Here is a 15,673-nt window from a genome sequence, read left to right as displayed (position 1 = left end):
AGCACCTCCGGGGCCCGACTACAGCGTCGCGAGCAGCGGCACCAGCTCGACGAACGCCCGGGCGCGGTGCGAGGCGGCGTTCTTCTCCTCGGCGGTCCACTCCCCCACCGTGCGCTCTGCGCCCTCGGGCTGACCGTCGGGGATGAAGATCGGGTCGTACCCGAAACCGCCCGGGCCGGCGGGCGCGGTCGCCAGGCGACCGGGCCAGCGGCCCTCGACAACGTTCTCCGTCCCGTCAGGACGCACGAGCGCGATCACCGACACGAACTGCGCCGCGCGGTGCGGGTCGGCGACGTCGGACAGCTGATCGAGCAGCAGCTCGAGATTGGCTGTGGCGTCTTTCCGGTGGCCCGCCCAGTACGCGGAGAACACGCCGGGAGACCCGCCGAGCACGTCGACCGCGACGCCGGAGTCATCCGCCAACGCCGGCAGTCCCGTGTGGGCCGCCGCCGCCCGCGCCTTGATCAGCGCGTTCGCCGCGAAGGTGACGCCGTCCTCGACCGGCTCGGGCCCGTCGTATCCGACGACCTCGAGGTCGGGGCGGACGGCGGCGACGATCGCCTGGAACTCCTCGACCTTGTGCGGGTTGTGCGTGGCGAGGACGACGCGCGCCATGTCAGGCCTCGAGAGCCGCGGACTGGATGCCGCGCAGGTCGGCGCAGCCGTTCACCGCCAGGTCGAGCAGCCGGTCCAGCTCCGCCTTGTCGAAGGGCGCCCCCTCGGCGGTGCCCTGCACCTCGACGAAGAGGCCGCGCCCGGTGACGACGACGTTCATGTCGGTCTCGGCCCGCACATCCTCGACGTAAGCGAGGTCGAGCATCGGCTCACCGTCGATGATGCCCACCGACACCGCGGCGACGGAGTCGCGCAGCACCTCGGAGCGCTGGGCGATGAACTTCTTCTCGCGGCCCCAGGCGATGGCATCCGCCAGGGCGACGTACGCACCCGTGATGGCCGCCGTCCGCGTGCCGCCATCGGCCTGCAGCACGTCGCAGTCGATCACGATGGTGTTCTCGCCCAGCGCCTTCGTGTCGACGACGGCGCGCAGGGCACGGCCGATCAGGCGCGAGATCTCGTGCGTGCGACCGCCGACCTTGCCCTTGATGCTCTCGCGGTCGTTGCGACTATTCGTCGCGCGCGGCAGCATCGCGTACTCGGCGGTGACCCAGCCCTTGCCCTTGCCGGTCAGCCAACGCGGGACGCCGTTGGTGAACGACGCGGTGCACAGCACCTTCGTGCCGCCGACGGTGATGAGCGCGGAGCCCTCGGCGTGCGCCGACCATCCGCGTTCGATGGTCACGGGACGGAGCTGGTCGTTCTCGCGACCGTCTTTGCGGGTCATGGGTCCTCCTCAGGACGAAGATGGATGCCACGCCTCAGCGCGGCAGGTCGATGGCACCGGTCTGCACGAGCTGCACCTCGCGCACCTCCCGGCCCATGAGGCGGTGCGCCAGGCGCAGGAAATCGTCGGCCGACGAGCCGGTGGCCTCGTAGCGGTGGTGGGGAACGGCATCCGGGCTCGCGAGCAGGTCACGTGAGACGAGCTGACGGAACACGTCCTTCGCGGTCTCGCTGTCGCTCGAGACAAGGCTCACGTCGGGACCCATCACGTAGCTGATGGCGCCCTCGAGGAACGGGTAGTGCGTGCAGCCGAGCACGAGGGTGTCGACGCCCGCGTGCCGGAGCGGCGCCAGATACTGCTCCGCCGTGGCGAGCACCTCGGGCGAGTCGGTGACGCCCGCCTCGACGAACTCCACGAACCGCGGGCAGGCTTCCGCGAACACCGTGAGGCGCTCGTTGACCTCGAGCATGTCCTGGTACGCGCGGGAGCCGATCGTGCCGGTCGTGCCGATGACGCCGATGCGGCCGTTGCGCGTGGTCGACATCGCGGTGCGCACCGCGGGGCCGATGACCTCGACCACGGGGACGTCGTAGCGCTCGCGCGCATCGCGCAGCATGGCGGCGGATGCCGTGTTGCACGCGATCACGAGCATCTTCACGCCCTGCTCGACCAGGGTGTCGAGCACCTCGAGCGAGTACTTGCGGACGTCGGCGATGGGCTTGGGGCCGTAGGGCGAGCGGGCGGTGTCGCCGATGTAGAGGATCGACTCGCGCGGCAGCTGCGCCGACACGGCCCGGGCGACGGTGAGACCGCCGACTCCCGAGTCGAAGATCCCGATCGGCGCGTCATTCATAGGGGTCCAGCCTACCCGGCGGGCGAGGACGAGCTCGGTGGGCCGGGGCGAACCGTCGCGCCCGTGTCAACCGCCGACGGGACGGGCGGGCTCCGCGCGGGTGCCGCAATAGGCTGGCGCGATGAGCCGCAGCACCGCCCTGCACACCGACCGCTACGAACTCACGATGCTCGACGCGGCCCTCCGCGACGGCACGGCGCAGCGCCGATGCGTCTTCGAGGTGTTCGGGCGGCGCCTGTCGGGCGGACGCCGCTTCGGCGTGGTCGCCGGCACGGGCCGCCTGCTCCATGCCATTCAGGACTTCCGCTTCGGCGACGACGAGCTGCGCTATCTGCATGATGAGAAGGTCGTGGATGCCGCGACCCTCGACTTCCTCGCGGACTACCGCTTCACGGGATCCGTGACCGGCTATCGCGAGGGCGAGGTGTACTTCCCCGGTTCTCCCCTTCTCACCATCGAGGGCACGTTCGCCGAGGCCGTGATCCTGGAGACGCTGGCGCTCAGCATCCTGAACTACGACTCGGCGGTCGCGACCGCCGCCGCGCGCATGAGCGTCGCCGCCGGCGACCGCCCCCTCGCCGAGATGGGCTCGCGTCGCGCGAGCGAGGAGGCGGCGGTCGCCGCGGCCCGCGCCGCCTACATCGCCGGGTTCTCGGCGACCAGCAACCTCGAGGCCGGCCGACGCTGGGGCGTGCCGACGATGGGCACTGCCGCGCACGCGTGGACGCTCCTGCACGACAGCGAGGAGGACGCGTTCCGCTCGCAGGTCGACGCGCTCGGCAGCGCCACGACCCTGCTCGTCGACACCTACGACATCACCGAGGGCGTGCGCACCGCCGTGCGCGTCGCCGGCACGGGGCTCGGGGGCGTGCGCATCGACTCCGGCGACCTGCCGATCGTCGCCGGCGAAGTGCGGGAGCTGCTCGACGAGCTCGGCGCCACCGGAACCCGCATCACCGTGACGAGCGATCTCGACGAGTACGCCCTCGCCGCGCTTGCGGCGTCGCCCGTGGACGCGTACGGCGTGGGCACGTCGGTCGCGACCGGGTCGGGCGTTCCCACGGCGGGGCTGGTCTTCAAGCTCGTGGCGCGCGAGGCGGCCGACGGCTCGTGGGTCGGCGTGGCGAAGGCCTCGGCGCAGAAGGCGTCGCACGGCGGCCGCAAGGCGGCGTTCCGCACGCTCGACGCGGGCACCGCCACCTCGGAGCTCGTCGTCGTCAGCGACGGCTTCGAGGAGCTGTCGACGGCGGCCGAGCACCCCGATGCCCGCCCCCTGCAGACGACCCTCATGCACCACGGCGAAGCGGATGCCGCGGCCCTCGGTGCCGCGGGCGTGCAGGCCGCACGGGCCCACCACGCGCGCGTGCGGGAGGAGCTCCCCGTGCGGGCGCTCGCGCTGAGCAAGGCCGACCCCGCGCTGCCCACGGAATATCGCGAGGCGCAGTGAGGCACGGGGCGCTCACCGTCTGACGCAGGGCTTCGGCCATGGCGCGATCCGGGCGCCGCGCGCGGAGGACCGCGCGCTCACGGGTCGGATGCACGTGCGGCACGGCCGTGGCCCTGCACGGTGCTCACGGGCCGGATGCACGTACGGCACGGCCGTGGCCCCGCACGGTGCTCACGTGGTCGGGGTGGTGTGCCGGTAGGAAGCGCGGAGGACCCTTCCCGCCCTCACGCGGGGTCGCGGGTCCCGGCGGCGTGAACGGCTGAGGGTTCTCCCCCGGCCGACCGCTGCGCGGCGATGTGCGGCGAACACGATCGGAGAGGCGACCTCGCCCCGCCGCGACCGGGCCCCGCACGGCTTCGATCGCCCCACAAGGCCGCCCCCACGCCCCCTTTGCGGCCAACTACGGCAAACACAACCGCAGAAACAACCTCGCCCCGCCGCGACCGAGCCCCGGCCGCGTCAGGTGCGGGGGATCGTCGCCGGCGCGGCCACGCGGAGACGAGCCCGAGCAGTTTCGCAGGGAGGGGAGCGCGCGAGACGCCGGAGACGCACGTGAGGGGTCAAGAAGTATCGCCGGGCGGACGCACGGGCGACATCTCTTGACCCCTCACGGGGGGAGAGTCCTCAGTTGACGAGCGACTCGTAGATCTCTTTGCACTGGGGGCAGACGGGGAACTTCTCGGGGTCGCGCCCGGGTGTCCACTTCTTGCCACAGAGGGCGCGCACGGGCTTGCCGGTGATCGCCGACTCGAGGATCTTGTCCTTCTTCACGTAATGCGAGAAGCGCTCATGATCGCCGGGCTCGATGTTCTCTTCGCGGATGAGCTCTTCGAGCTCGCGATCGAGGGTCGCGAGACCCCCGCTGTCCGGACTGTCGAGAGGCGTGCTCATGGAGAGCCAGTGTAGCCGCGACCCCGGCCCCGGGCTCGGTCGGGTTCGCGCTCAGGTCGCCTCGGCGAACTCCATGAGTCGTGTCGCCCGCTGCTCGAAGAGCACCGCGCCGACCGTGACGCCGACGATCAGGACGACGCCTCCGGCTCCGATACCGACCCACATCGCGAACATCGCATCGATGGTGTCTCCCCCGACGGCTCGCCAGGTCAGCAGGATCGACGGCAGGGCCGCGAGGATGGCTCCCACCATCACGAGGCCCTGCGCGATGACACCGCCCGAGCCGGTGCGCTGCGGCTGCTGGAACGGGCTGTCGCCCGGGCGCGACACCGCGTAGGGGGCGAGCACCGACGACACGCTGGACAGCCCCAGACCGGCGAGAAAGAGGGCAGCGCAGACGCCGATCATGGCGGGCAGGATCGCCCACCGCCCGTGGGCGACGACGGCGAGCGGAAGAGTGACGGCGAGTACCGGGATGCCGATGAGCAGTACCGGCACGAGACGGCCGATGCGGTCGGGGGCGCCGCGCATGCCGCTGGCGATGTGCATCCACAGGGCGGTCGAGTCGTACGCGAGATCGTTGTGCGGGAGCCAGCCGAAGAACAGCGCCATGATCGGTACGGGCAGCAGAACCGCGAGCTCGAAGGGCACACCCGCCACGAGCAGGGGCACCGTCGACACGACGGCCGCGATCGGCACGACGACCACGTTGACGATGTACCGACGGTCGCGCAGCCAGTACGACAGGCTGCGGGCGGCGACAGCTCCCCCAGGCGTGCCCGGGAGGATCGCGAACCACCCCAGCCCCCCGCGCTCGCGCGCCGCCGCCGGACGGCGCGTGGTCGTCAGGAGCAGAGTCACGAGAGCGAACCACGCCAGCCCGAGCACGGCGATGGTCACGAGGGCCACGACGAGACTGCCGATGGCGGCGCCCGCGGTCGGTGCCAGCGCGATGCCCCATGCGGCACCGATCGGCGTCCACGCCAGGATCTCGGCCGCCGAGGCCAACTGCGAGGGGACGGCGCCGCGCCACTCGAGCGAGCCGAGGAACACCCCGACGGGCACGACGACCACCAGCACGGCGACGAGGTACACGCCCATCAACTCGCGGGACTGCCGAGGTCGCTGCACGAGCGCGCCGAGGGCCATGCTGACGCGGGCGAGCAGCACGCACGTGGTGAGCCCGAGGATGACGGATGCCACGGTCGCCACCGCCGGAGCACCGTGGGCGCTCCAGGCGACGGCGAGGCTGATGCCGAGCACGAGGACGACGAGGACCGGGACGCTGAGGAAACCCGCGAGCAGGAGGGCACCCGCCAGCGGACGCGGCTCGGGTCCGACGACGGCGAAGCGGCGCGGGTCGAGCGGATCGACCGAGGCGGTCACCGGGGGCCCCACTGCGAAGCCGAGGGTGACGGCGGAACCCGCGAGAACCGTCACGACGGCCGTGGTCAGACGGTCGGCGTCGGCGAGGCCGGCGGCGCTGACCGCGGCGACTCCCGTCGCGGCGGTCAGCAGTACCACGCCGATCGCGCGGCGCACCACCTCGCGCGGGTCGCCCCGCAGGGCGCCCACCATCATCGCCAGTCTCAGGCGGAGAACGTGTGCAACCACTCGAGGCCCTCCACGTCGCCCAGGCCGCCGGCCAGCTCGAGGTAGCGCTCTTCCAGGCTCGCCTCGCCGCGCACCTCGTCGACGGTGCCCTCGGCGAGCACCTGACCCGACACGATCACGGCCACCCGTGAGCAGACGCGTTCGACGAGCTCCATGCCGTGGCTGGAGAGGATCACCGTTCCGCCGTGATCGACGTACGACCCGAGGATGTCGAGGATGACGCCGCTCGACACGGGATCGACGGCCTCGAAGGGCTCGTCGAGCACGAGCAGGCGCGGCGAATGGATCATCGCTCCGGCCAGCATGACCTTCTTGGTCATACCGGCCGAGTAGTCCGACACGGGACGGGTCAGCGCGTCGACGAGGTCGAACGCACGGGCCAGATCGGTCGTGCGACTCTCGACGAGGGGGGCGGGCAGCCCGCGGAGGGCGCCGTAGTACGACAGCAGCTGGCGCCCCGTGAGGCGGTCGAAGGTGCGCAGACGATCGGGCAGGACCCCGATGAGCTTCTTCGCCTCGCGCGAGCGCTTCGTCGCGTCGACGCCGTTGATCGAGACCGCGCCGGAGTCGGCGCGCAGGAGTCCGGCGATGATCGACAGCGTGGTGGTCTTCCCCGCGCCGTTGGGGCCGACCAGGCCGTAGAACGAGCCGGCGGGCACCGTCAGGTCGATGGCGTCGACCGCGCGGAGCTCCCCGAACGACTTCGACACGTTGCGCAGGCTCAGCACGGGAACGGCATCGGGGTCGACCTCGGCGGCCGGGCGGTCGGCGATCACGGCGGTGTCGGCGGCGAGCGCGAGGTCGGGGTCGTCCGTCGCGGGGACGTCGGCGGCGGAGACGTCGGTCGCGGAGACGTCGGCGGCGGAGACGTCCGTCGCGGAGACGTCGGTCCCCGAAACGTCGGACGCGGGGTCGTGGGTCGCCGCGTCGTCGGCGCCCTGGTCGTCGGTCACGGGTTCGTCGGTTCCGGGCCGGGTGTCTCCGGACTCGTCGACGCCGGGCTCGTCCGCATCGAGGATCCACTCCTCGGCACTCGGGGCGTGCACGGGGGCGTCCGGCGTCTCGTCGACGGTCAGCTCCTCGACACGGACCTCGGGAGGCGTGGGATCCTCGCCCTCGGCGGCCTCTCCCGCGGGAACCTGCGGGGTGTCGAGGAGGCGGGTGGGCGCGTCGGTCGAGGCGGTGTCGTCCGCCTCTTCCGCGGGCGTGTCCGCACTGATGAGCTCACCGGCGGCGGCTGTGCCGTCGCCGGATGACGTCGGGGCAGCGGGGTCGGCGGGCAGTCCTGCCCTACCCGGCTCCGCGCCGCCGAGCTCGGCGTCGACGGCTTCGTCACCGGCGGGCTCACCGTCGACGGCCTCGGTCGCGGCGGGCTCAGCGCTGATGGGTTCCGCATCGACCGGCTGCTCGACGACGGGCTCCTCCACGGCGACGTCGGCCGGAGTGGGGTCGACGGGCGCGGCGGCATCCGCGACGACATCCGCGCCCGTGGGCGCGGCCTCATCGGTATCGGCGGCGGGTGCGTCCGCCGACGCCGCGTCGTCGGAGTTCGGTGCGATATCGACGCCCGCAGGTGCCGACGAGTCGTCGTCTGCTGAACCCTCCGCGGGTGTCGATGCTCCGGCGTCCGCGTCCGCCGACGGGTCCGCGTCGGCGGACGCGGCGAGGGGGGCTGCCGGGTCGGCGATCACGTCATCGGAGACGGTGCTCGCGGCGGGAGCGGGCAGCGGCGGACGCGGGGGCACCACGATGTCATCGGGGAACGCGACCGGCGTCACGGTCTCGCTGGCGGCGGCCGGGGCGGCGACGCCCTCTTCCGGCGTTTGCACAGCGGCATCCGCCGCCGTGTTCGGCTGCTCGGCCGGATCAGTGGGCGCGTGCGTCGGCGCCACGGAGGCCGATCCTCGAGGCGTGGCGGGCTTCTTGGCGGCCGGACGCTTCGCCGCGGGCTTCGCGGCGGAGGACTTCGCCGCAGAGGTCTTCGCGGTGGGGGTCTTCGCTGCGGTGGTCTTGGCCGCGGTGGTCTTCGCCGCGGTGGTCTTGGACGCGGCGGACTTCTTCGCGGCGGGCGTGCGCGGCGAACCGGTCGTCGCGGAACCGCTCGCGCGCGGCGCGCGCGGCTTCGGCGCGGGGGACGCGGACTCGTCGGCACTCTCGACGGCGTCGCCCGCCGTCGCGGACGCGGCGGAGCCCGGCGCCCGCCGGGGCGTCCGCGGCGTCGTGGTCCGAGGCGTGGTCGTGCGCGGGGTGGAGGTGCGCGGAGCCCGCGGCGTGCGCGGCTTCGCCGGCGTCGACGCAGAAGGTTCGACGCTCTCCGAACCACCCTCGGCGGAGGAAGAGGAGGGTTCAGGCGATTCCGGCAGCGAGGCTGTCATCGCACCAAACTATCAACGTCCTCCGACACCGCCCGCAGGCTGGTCGCGCGGCGCAGCGATCCACCGGCATCACGAAACCACAACGACCGGCGCGAATCATGCCACCTTCCAGGCCCCCCTCGCTACTGTTGATCGAACACGAAGGCGTGACATTCCGGTGAACCGGACATGACGACTCATCCCCCCAGGAGCCAGCCTTGACAGTCCAGATCGTGATCCTCGCCGCGGGCATGGGCTCGCGCCTCGGCCGCAGCCTGCCGAAACCGCTGACGCCCCTCGCCGACGGCCGCAGCATCATGCAGCAGCAGCACGACAACATCCACGCGGCCTTCGGCGCCGACGCGCGCATCATCACGGTGGTCGGATACCGCGCAGAGACCATCGTCGATGCCTTCCCCCGGGTCGACTACGTCTACAACGACCGCTACGACCAGACCAACACGTCGAAGAGCCTGCTCCGCGCCCTCGCCAAGACGGGCCGCGGCGGCGTTCTCTGGATGAACGGCGACGTCGTGTTCGACCCCCTCGTCCTCCGTCGCGCCGCGCGCCTGGTCGCCGACGACCGCTCGTTCGTCACGGTCGACACCGCCAAGGTGAGCGACGAAGAGGTCAAATACACGGTGGATGCCGAGGGCTTCATCCACCAGCTGTCGAAGGTCGTCGTCGGCGGCATCGGCGAGGCCGTGGGCATCAACTACATCTCGTCGCGCGACAAGAAGACGCTGCAGCGCCACCTGCAGCGGGTCGACGACCAGGACTACTTCGAGCGCGGCCTCGAACTGGCCATCGCCGAGGACGGCGTGCGCGTGGAGCCCCTCGACATCTCCGACCTGTATGCGGTCGAGGTCGACTTCGCCGAGGATCTCGAGCGCGCGAACCTCTTCGTCTGAACCCGCCGCGAGCCGAGCGCACCGCAGGTCGGCCCCGATCTCCCCGGCGCACGCGAGAGCTCTCGCCCACCGCTCAGCCCAGCGGGAGAGGATGAGCGCATGGCCGAGAAGGTGCACCGCATCCACTCCCTCCCGTCGGACGCCCCCTGGCAGGGGGGACTGCCTCCCGCGGGGTCGGAGGAGCACCCGCCGGCCATCCGCCTGCTCGACCGCGTGCTGTCGGTGCAGCGCCCCGTCGTGCTCGCGCACCTGCGGAGCATCCGCCTGCGGCATCCGGATGCCGCGGTGGGCGAGATCCTGAGGATCCTCGAGCGTCGATACCTGGCCGCGGTAACGACGGGCGGCGCAGCGGTGGGGGCGACCGCTGTCGTCCCGGGTATCGGAACCGGGGTGACCCTCGCCCTCAGCGGCGTCGAGACCCTCGGGTTCCTGGAAGCGACGGCGCTCTACGCGCAGTCGGTCGCCGAGGTGCACGGCGTCGCCGTCGACGACCCCGACCGCGCCCGCGCCCTCGTGCTCGCCCTCCTGCTCGGCAAGGAGGGCGTCGACCTCGTCGCGCAGCTCGCCCGGCAGGGTGACGGTCGCGGAACGACCCGCTCCGGCTCGTGGGGCGAGACGATCACGAAGACCCTGCCGCGCGCGGCCGTCGGACCGCTCGTCGACCGGCTCAAGACGATGTTCGTCCGCCAGTTCGCCACTCGGGGCGGCGCGTCCTGGGTCGGCAAGGCCCTCCCCTTCGGCGTGGGCGCCGTCGTCGGCGGAGCCGGCAACCACGTCCTCGGACGCCGGGTGCTCGTCACCGCCCGCCGCGCGTTCGGCGCCCCGCCGCTCGTCCTGCCGACCGACCTCGAACCGCGCCCGGGAACCGAGCGCCCCGAGAGGACCGCGGTCGGAGGCGTGCGCCGCGTGGGAGATGCGCTCTCCGCCGCGGTCGCCGGCGCCGGACGCAGGACCGGATCCGCCGCTCGCGGGGCGCTCCCGCGGCGCCGGAGAGCCGCAACAGCCGAGACCCACGCCGACACCGGTGGCGATACGGCGCTCGACTGACGGCATCGCCGCCCGACCGCCACCGGATTCCCCTCTCATCTCATCGACACCCGCACCGGCGCAAGGCCCGCGTGTCGCGGCGGCGGGCGCGTTAGCCTCGCCGCATGGGCGACCTCCTCGATCTCCTCGCGGTCTGGATGCCGCGTCAGCGCTGGTACGGCACGAAGGGCCGCGATCCTCGGCTCACCGTCGTCGCCGACTGGACGCTCGACGCCGACACGCGACTCCTCCTCGTCCGCGACGAGGCGGTGCAGCCCGCGATCGTCTACCAAGTACCGGTCGCGCGGCGCCCCGAGGGATCGGTGCCTCCCGGCAGCCTGATCGGCCCCGCCTCCGATGACGACGTGTGGGCCGATGCCACCACCGACCCCGGCTTCACCGATCAGCTGTACTCCTGGGTGACCGTCGGCGGGGAGGTCGGAACACCCGAGAACGGATTCCTCGGCATCGCCCTCGCCTCCCCCGGCCCCCGGGTCCCGGCCCCGCGCGCGACGGCGAAGGTGCTCAGCGGGGAGCAGTCGAACACGTCGCTCATCTTCCGTCCCGCCACGGCGGACGGCGCGGAAGCGGACGCGCAGGATGCCGGCATCCCGGTCATCTGCAAGCTCTTCCGCCAGGTGAACCCCGGCATCAACCCCGACGTGGAGCTGCAGTCGGCGCTCGCCGCGGGCGGTGCGGCCTTCGTCCCCGCCGCGATCGGCGAGGTCCGCGGATCGTGGGTGACCCCCGAGGGCGTGCCCGTCAGCGGATCGCTGGCGTTCGCGCAGGAGTTCTTCGCCGGCGTCGAGGACGCGTGGCGGGTGGCGCTGGACGCCGCGGCCGCCGATGAGGACTTCGCCGCTCGGGCGCACGCGCTCGGCGCGAGCGTCGCCGGGATGCACGTTGCCCTCGCCGCGCAGTTCCCGACGCGGGAGCCCGACGACGCCGACCGAGCGGCCGTGGCCGGCGCATGGGAGCGACGGCTGTCGATCGCCCTCGCCGAGGTCCCCGCGCTCGCCCCCTACGCCGACCGCATCCGGGAGGTCTACGCCGTGGCGGCCGCCGCCCCCTGGCCCGCGCTGCAGCGCGTGCACGGCGACCTGCACCTCGGGCAGGTGCTCGACACGGCCGCGAACGGATGGGTCTTGCTCGACTTCGAGGGCGAGCCGTTGCGGCCCATCGCCGAGCGCCTGCAGCCCGACGTCGCCGTCCGCGACGTCGCGGGCATGCTGCGCTCGTTCGACTACGTCTCGGGTGCGGTCGCCGACGACGACGGTGCCGCGGTGCGCGCGTGGGTCATCGCCGCCCAGCAGGCGTTCCTCGCGGGATACGCCGAGACGGCGGGACCAGACCGGGCGGTCGACGACGCCCTGCTCGCGGCGTTCGAACTCGACAAGGCCGTGTACGAGGCGATCTACGAGACGCGCAACCGCCCCGACTGGGTCGGCATCCCGCTCGCCGCGATCGGACGCCTGGCTCCCCTCACCTGACGGTGGCGCGAGGGGGCTGAGCCCGTCGACGCAGCGGGTCCCGGACCAATCGACAGGCTCAGGGACCTCCGGTGCGCCGCGGGTCCCGGACCCTTCGCCGGGCTCAGCGATGTTCGCCGCGTGCGCTCAGCCGGCCGAGTCGGCGTGCCACTGCTCCCACCGCTGCATCAGCTCGCCGATCGCGGCCTCGAAGCGGGCAGTGGCGGCGCCGGGGCCGGTGTCGCCGAAGTAGTGGCGCACCCAGTGCTCGAGCCGCCCGACCGCGTCGGGATCCCCCAGCACCCGGTCGGCCTCGGCCACGATCGACCCGGATGCCGACGCATCCAGCCATTCGCAGTCCGACAGGTAACCGCTGTCGTCGACGAGGGCCTCGGGGTCGAGGGGCCGCGTGATCATCAGGGGCCTGCCGACCGCGAGCCGGTCGTACACCATCGCCGAGATGTCGACGATCGCCAGGTCGGCCGCGGCGAGCTGCCAGCCGAGCTCGGCGCCCGTGTCATGGACGTGGTGCGCGTCGGGGTCGGCGGCGTTCGCCGCGGCGAGCGCGGACACGATCCGCGCGTTGGCCGCGCCGTAGGCGGCATCCACCACTCCCGACCGCGGGTGGGGGCGGTAGACGACGCGGTGGCGCCCCGTGGCGAGCAGGGCCCTCACGAGGGTCTCCCCGTGCGTGACGACGGACCCGTAGTGCGCGGAGGGACGGTCGCCCTCCCAGGTGGGCGCGTACAGCACGACCGTACGGTCGTCGGACTCGTACGGCACGTCGCCGGAGTAGTGGTCGGCCTGCGGGCGGCCGATCGAGAACGTGCGGCGGTCGAGGTCGTAGTCCCACAGCACGCGCGAGAGGCGGGCGCGAGCCGCATCTCCCGCGACGAAGGCGTAGTCGTAGGCCTTGTACTGGTTTGTCGACATGTACATCTTGTCGCTCTCACCGTGGTTGATGAAGACGTGCCATCGATGCCCGTACCGGAACATCTGGAAGTTGCGGGTGTTCTGGTTGACGTAGAGCACGACGCGGATGTCTTGCTCCGCGAGCACCTCCTCCACCGCGCCGACGGTGGGGGCGTAGGCGATGGGGAGCGCGTCATCCTTCAGCAGGGCGTCCGCGCCGCGGATCGCTCGGCTAATGACCACGACCGGCCAGGTCTTCGCCAGTTCCTGCAGGGGCGCGTACCACTGGCGCATCTGATACATGTTCACCGCGCCGTCGGCGAAGTAGACCGCGATCGTGAAGCGCCCGGCGGGCAGCGGACCGCGCGCGTCGAGGGCGCGGCGCAGGTCGCGGCGGGCGTTGCGGGTGGCGAGGGCTTTGCGCAGCAGCCCCACGGCCAGCTGGGCGTCGCGGGCGAGAGGCATCGTTCCAGGGTACCGGCCAGGCTCGCATGACAGGATCGACGGATGCCCCTCCCGACCCCCGGCGGAAGAGACGCGCCCGTTCCCCCCGACGATGCCGGCGTGAGCTTCGTCATGCCCGTGCTGAACGAGCAGAGGTATCTGCGCCGGGCCGTGGCATCCACTCTCTCCCAGGACGTCCCGGGACCGGTGGAGCTGGTGCTCGCGCTCGGGCCCTCCACCGACGGCACCGACGCGATCGCGAAGGAGCTGGCGGATGCCGACGAGCGCATCGTCCTCGTCGACAATCCCGCGGCCGACATCCCGGTGGGACTGAACCTCGCCATCCGCACGAGCCGGTACCCGACGATCGTGCGGGTCGATGCGCACTCGGAGTTGTCACCGGGATACACCCGCCGCGCCCTCGACACCCTGCGCCGCGTGCAAGCCGCGAATGTCGGCGGGGTGATGCGCGCGGACGGCCGGTCGCCGTTCCAGCGAGCGGTCGCCCGCGCCTACAACTCCCGCGTCGGACTCGGTGGCGGGGCGTACCACAGCGGCGGCGCCGAAGGGCCGGCCGAGTCGGCGTACCTCGGGGTCATGCGCCGCAGCGTGCTCGAGGAGGTCGGGCTGTTCGACGAGAGCATCCGTCGCGGGGAGGACTGGGAGCTGAACCTCCGCATCCGTCGCGCGGGCTATCGCGTGTGGTTCGATCCGGCCCTGTCGGTCGTCTACTGGCCGCGTGAGAGCTGGACCCGCCTGATCCGGCAGTTCCGTGCGACCGGCGCCTGGCGCGGCGAGCTCGTGCGGCGCTACCCGCGGCGCACGCCGCTGCGCTTCTTCGCTCCCCCGGCGCTGCTGGTCGCGACGCTGGTCTCACTGGTGGCGGGGGTCGCCCAGATCTCCCGACGTCGCCCCGGACGACTCACGGTGCTGCATCTGCCCGTGGCGGCGTACGCGGCGCTCGTCGCCACCGGCGCGCTCGGCCGTGCCGGAGGCCGCGGTTGGCGCGACAAGGCGTGGACAGCAGCCGTACTTCCGTCGATGCACGTCTCGTGGGGAGCGGGCTTCCTGTGGGCGCTCGTCCGCGGCGCCCGCGACACGGTCGACACCTCGCGTCTCGACGGTCGCAACACCCCCCTGCCCTGACGCCCGATCGTCACGGACGCGAGGACGCGGCGCCCTCGACCCACGTCGACCGGACGCGCCGCCCCTCGGAGGAGGTCAGGCCGCAGCGGACGCGTCGGCCTCGGCGTCGACGCGCTCCACTTCCTCGGTCGCCGCGGCCGTGGTCTTCGTCAGGAAATCGGCCAGGTCGCGTTCGATCTGCGCGTCGAGACTGCCAATGATGCGTCGGCAGGCGTCGTCGAAGCGCGCGAGCTGCGACCACGGCTCCTTCTCGAGATCGACCGCGAGGTGGATGTGGTTCACGCGACGGTCGCTGTCATCCGCCTCGCGCCGGAGGATGCCCCGCCGCACGAGGCGTTCGACCATCGTGGTGATTCCGGCCGAGGTGACGCCGAGGGTGGCGGCGAGTTCCGACGGACGCATCCCCGGGCGAGCCCCGACGATCGCGAGGGCCTTCGCGTCGAGCTCGTTCACGCCGAGCTGCTTGCGGGCCTTGGCGGCCGCCGCTTCGCGCTCGCGGGAGTAGGCGGTGAGCGCCTCCATCAGGGGCGAGGAGTCGTCGATTCGCGGTGTCACCGGCTCCTCCTCCTCGACTCGATGCATCCCGTCACTATAGCCAACAGGAGAAGGTTTCTCGAATGACTGTCATCCTTGGTGAATGTTTGTCCACATGATGTTTAACGCGCTTAATTAGATGCTAGGCTACTGATCACCGGGGTTGACCACCCCAGCCCACGAAGAAGGGAACGTACCGATGACCACCACCGCCCTCACCACCGCACCGCTGCGGCACCGTTCCACCTTCGTCCCGAGCGCGAGCGCCGTGTCGACCGCGCGGCTGACGACGATCGTCGTCTGGGCCAGCATCGCGACCTCGGGCCTCAGCGCCGCCGTCGTGCTGTCCCTCTTCCTCTGACGCACCCGCTCCCCGAAAGCACTCCCATGGGCACCCTCTTCTACAGCGCCGACACGCAGCCGATCCAGATCGACGACCGCCTGCTGCAATATCTGCAGGTCGTCCTGACGACCAAGCTGCGTCGCGGCGAATCCTTCACGATCACGTGGACCGACACCGCCGGCGGGCACGCCCGCACGACGTTGTGGATCCAGCCGTCGATCTCGATGCGCTTCCAGTTCGCATCCGCTGCCTCCGCTCCCCTGTCGGGCGGCTACCTCCGCCAGCTCGCCGACCACGCGTCGATGTCGTCGGGTCTCCTGCTCGACGCCGAGACCTGGCAGCAGCAGGAGGACGCGCACCGGGTGCAGCTGCTCGCGGCCGCCTGAC

Annotated in this window: 16 protein-coding genes; 8 read left to right on the top strand and 8 right to left on the bottom strand. The window is 72.1% G+C overall.

The features are described 5' to 3' along the window. Window positions 1–18 precede the first annotated feature (18 nt). The 3 genes from rdgB to murI are packed head-to-tail and all read right to left on the bottom strand — an operon-like array spanning window position 19 to window position 2,195. Window positions 19–615: an RdgB/HAM1 family non-canonical purine NTP pyrophosphatase gene (gene rdgB, locus RWH45_RS13590; protein WP_315995433.1), complete on the bottom strand. Its 597-nt coding sequence runs from the start codon at window positions 613–615 to the stop codon at window positions 19–21. Between the two features lies 1 nt (window position 616). Continuing rightward, the gene (gene rph, locus RWH45_RS13585; protein WP_315995432.1) at window positions 617–1,342 is read right to left on the bottom strand and encodes a ribonuclease PH; all 726 of its coding nucleotides are present in this window, start codon (window positions 1,340–1,342) and stop codon (window positions 617–619) included. 34 nt (window positions 1,343–1,376) lie between these two features. Next, a complete protein-coding gene (murI, locus tag RWH45_RS13580) occupies window positions 1,377–2,195 on the bottom strand; it encodes a glutamate racemase (protein ID WP_315995431.1) in 819 nt (272 codons plus the stop codon). 121 nt (window positions 2,196–2,316) lie between these two features. On the opposite strand from murI, the gene RWH45_RS13575 reads away from it, so the two are divergent. Continuing rightward, entirely contained in the window at window positions 2,317–3,642 is a 1,326-nt protein-coding gene (locus tag RWH45_RS13575; protein ID WP_315995430.1) for a nicotinate phosphoribosyltransferase, read from the top strand. A 624-nt stretch (window positions 3,643–4,266) separates the two neighbouring features. Here RWH45_RS13575 and RWH45_RS13570 read toward each other — a convergent pair. The 3 genes from RWH45_RS13570 to RWH45_RS13560 are packed head-to-tail and all read right to left on the bottom strand — an operon-like array spanning window position 4,267 to window position 8,039. After that, complete coding sequence (locus tag RWH45_RS13570; RefSeq protein WP_136585370.1) at window positions 4,267–4,533, bottom strand: DUF3039 domain-containing protein; 267 nt, start codon at window positions 4,531–4,533, stop codon at window positions 4,267–4,269. A 51-nt stretch (window positions 4,534–4,584) separates the two neighbouring features. Then, entirely contained in the window at window positions 4,585–6,147 is a 1,563-nt protein-coding gene (locus tag RWH45_RS13565; protein WP_315995429.1) for a hypothetical protein, read from the bottom strand. Further along, a complete protein-coding gene (locus RWH45_RS13560; RefSeq protein WP_315995428.1) occupies window positions 6,123–8,039 on the bottom strand; it encodes an ABC transporter ATP-binding protein in 1,917 nt (638 codons plus the stop codon). Before RWH45_RS13560 ends, RWH45_RS13565 begins: the two co-directional genes overlap by 25 nt. Window positions 8,040–8,058: 19 nt before the next feature. Here RWH45_RS13560 and RWH45_RS13555 point away from each other — a divergent pair, with 19 nt between their 5' ends. The 4 genes from RWH45_RS13555 (at window position 8,059) to RWH45_RS13540 (ending at window position 11,928) form a co-directional block, all read left to right on the top strand. Next, the gene (locus tag RWH45_RS13555) at window positions 8,059–8,694 is read left to right on the top strand and encodes a hypothetical protein (RefSeq protein WP_315995427.1); all 636 of its coding nucleotides are present in this window, start codon (window positions 8,059–8,061) and stop codon (window positions 8,692–8,694) included. Between the two features lie 25 nt (window positions 8,695–8,719). Further along, window positions 8,720–9,412, top strand: coding sequence for a phosphocholine cytidylyltransferase family protein (locus tag RWH45_RS13550; RefSeq protein ID WP_315995426.1), 693 nt, complete (start codon window positions 8,720–8,722; stop codon window positions 9,410–9,412). A gap of 99 nt (window positions 9,413–9,511) precedes the next feature. After that, window positions 9,512–10,459 carry a hypothetical protein gene (locus RWH45_RS13545; protein WP_315995425.1) on the top strand — a complete coding sequence of 316 codons (948 nt, stop codon included), beginning with the start codon at window positions 9,512–9,514 and terminating at the stop codon, window positions 10,457–10,459. A 104-nt stretch (window positions 10,460–10,563) separates the two neighbouring features. Further along, window positions 10,564–11,928, top strand: a complete 1,365-nt coding sequence (locus RWH45_RS13540) for a maltokinase N-terminal cap-like domain-containing protein (protein WP_315995424.1) — start codon at window positions 10,564–10,566, stop codon at window positions 11,926–11,928. Between the two features lie 126 nt (window positions 11,929–12,054). On the opposite strand, the gene RWH45_RS13535 is transcribed toward RWH45_RS13540, so the two are convergent. Continuing rightward, a complete protein-coding gene (locus RWH45_RS13535; RefSeq protein WP_315995423.1) occupies window positions 12,055–13,284 on the bottom strand; it encodes a CDP-glycerol glycerophosphotransferase family protein in 1,230 nt (409 codons plus the stop codon). A gap of 42 nt (window positions 13,285–13,326) precedes the next feature. On the opposite strand from RWH45_RS13535, the gene RWH45_RS13530 reads away from it, so the two are divergent. Continuing rightward, window positions 13,327–14,409: a glycosyltransferase family 2 protein gene (locus RWH45_RS13530; protein ID WP_315995422.1), complete on the top strand. Its 1,083-nt coding sequence runs from the start codon at window positions 13,327–13,329 to the stop codon at window positions 14,407–14,409. Window positions 14,410–14,484: 75 nt separating this feature from the next. Here RWH45_RS13530 and RWH45_RS13525 read toward each other — a convergent pair whose 3' ends face one another. Then, entirely contained in the window at window positions 14,485–14,991 is a 507-nt protein-coding gene (locus RWH45_RS13525; protein WP_315995421.1) for a MarR family winged helix-turn-helix transcriptional regulator, read from the bottom strand. A gap of 151 nt (window positions 14,992–15,142) precedes the next feature. On the opposite strand from RWH45_RS13525, the gene RWH45_RS13520 reads away from it, so the two are divergent. Together RWH45_RS13520 and RWH45_RS13515 are read left to right on the top strand one after the other, a co-directional pair. Then, window positions 15,143–15,304, top strand: a complete 162-nt coding sequence (locus RWH45_RS13520; RefSeq protein ID WP_315995420.1) for a hypothetical protein — start codon at window positions 15,143–15,145, stop codon at window positions 15,302–15,304. A 26-nt stretch (window positions 15,305–15,330) separates the two neighbouring features. Next, the gene (locus tag RWH45_RS13515) at window positions 15,331–15,672 is read left to right on the top strand and encodes a DUF7882 family protein (protein WP_315995419.1); all 342 of its coding nucleotides are present in this window, start codon (window positions 15,331–15,333) and stop codon (window positions 15,670–15,672) included. Window position 15,673: the final 1 nt, after the last annotated feature.

Source organism: Microbacterium galbum, from assembly GCF_032464915.1.
Taxonomy (GTDB): domain Bacteria; phylum Actinomycetota; class Actinomycetes; order Actinomycetales; family Microbacteriaceae; genus Microbacterium; species Microbacterium galbum.
This window is presented reverse-complemented; position numbering and strand designations above follow the sequence as displayed.

Coding starts and splice junctions, on each gene's coding strand:
- RWH45_RS13570 (WP_136585370.1), bottom strand. CDS start 4,533: ATGAGCACGCCTCTCGACAGTCCGGACAGCGGGGGTCTCGCGACCCTC.
- RWH45_RS13540 (WP_315995424.1), top strand. CDS start 10,564: ATGGGCGACCTCCTCGATCTCCTCGCGGTCTGGATGCCGCGTCAGCGC.
- rph (WP_315995432.1), bottom strand. CDS start 1,342: ATGACCCGCAAAGACGGTCGCGAGAACGACCAGCTCCGTCCCGTGACC.
- RWH45_RS13515 (WP_315995419.1), top strand. CDS start 15,331: ATGGGCACCCTCTTCTACAGCGCCGACACGCAGCCGATCCAGATCGAC.
- RWH45_RS13520 (WP_315995420.1), top strand. CDS start 15,143: ATGACCACCACCGCCCTCACCACCGCACCGCTGCGGCACCGTTCCACC.
- RWH45_RS13525 (WP_315995421.1), bottom strand. CDS start 14,991: ATGCATCGAGTCGAGGAGGAGGAGCCGGTGACACCGCGAATCGACGAC.
- RWH45_RS13530 (WP_315995422.1), top strand. CDS start 13,327: ATGCCCCTCCCGACCCCCGGCGGAAGAGACGCGCCCGTTCCCCCCGAC.
- RWH45_RS13535 (WP_315995423.1), bottom strand. CDS start 13,284: ATGCCTCTCGCCCGCGACGCCCAGCTGGCCGTGGGGCTGCTGCGCAAA.
- rdgB (WP_315995433.1), bottom strand. CDS start 615: ATGGCGCGCGTCGTCCTCGCCACGCACAACCCGCACAAGGTCGAGGAG.
- murI (WP_315995431.1), bottom strand. CDS start 2,195: ATGAATGACGCGCCGATCGGGATCTTCGACTCGGGAGTCGGCGGTCTC.
- RWH45_RS13545 (WP_315995425.1), top strand. CDS start 9,512: ATGGCCGAGAAGGTGCACCGCATCCACTCCCTCCCGTCGGACGCCCCC.
- RWH45_RS13575 (WP_315995430.1), top strand. CDS start 2,317: ATGAGCCGCAGCACCGCCCTGCACACCGACCGCTACGAACTCACGATG.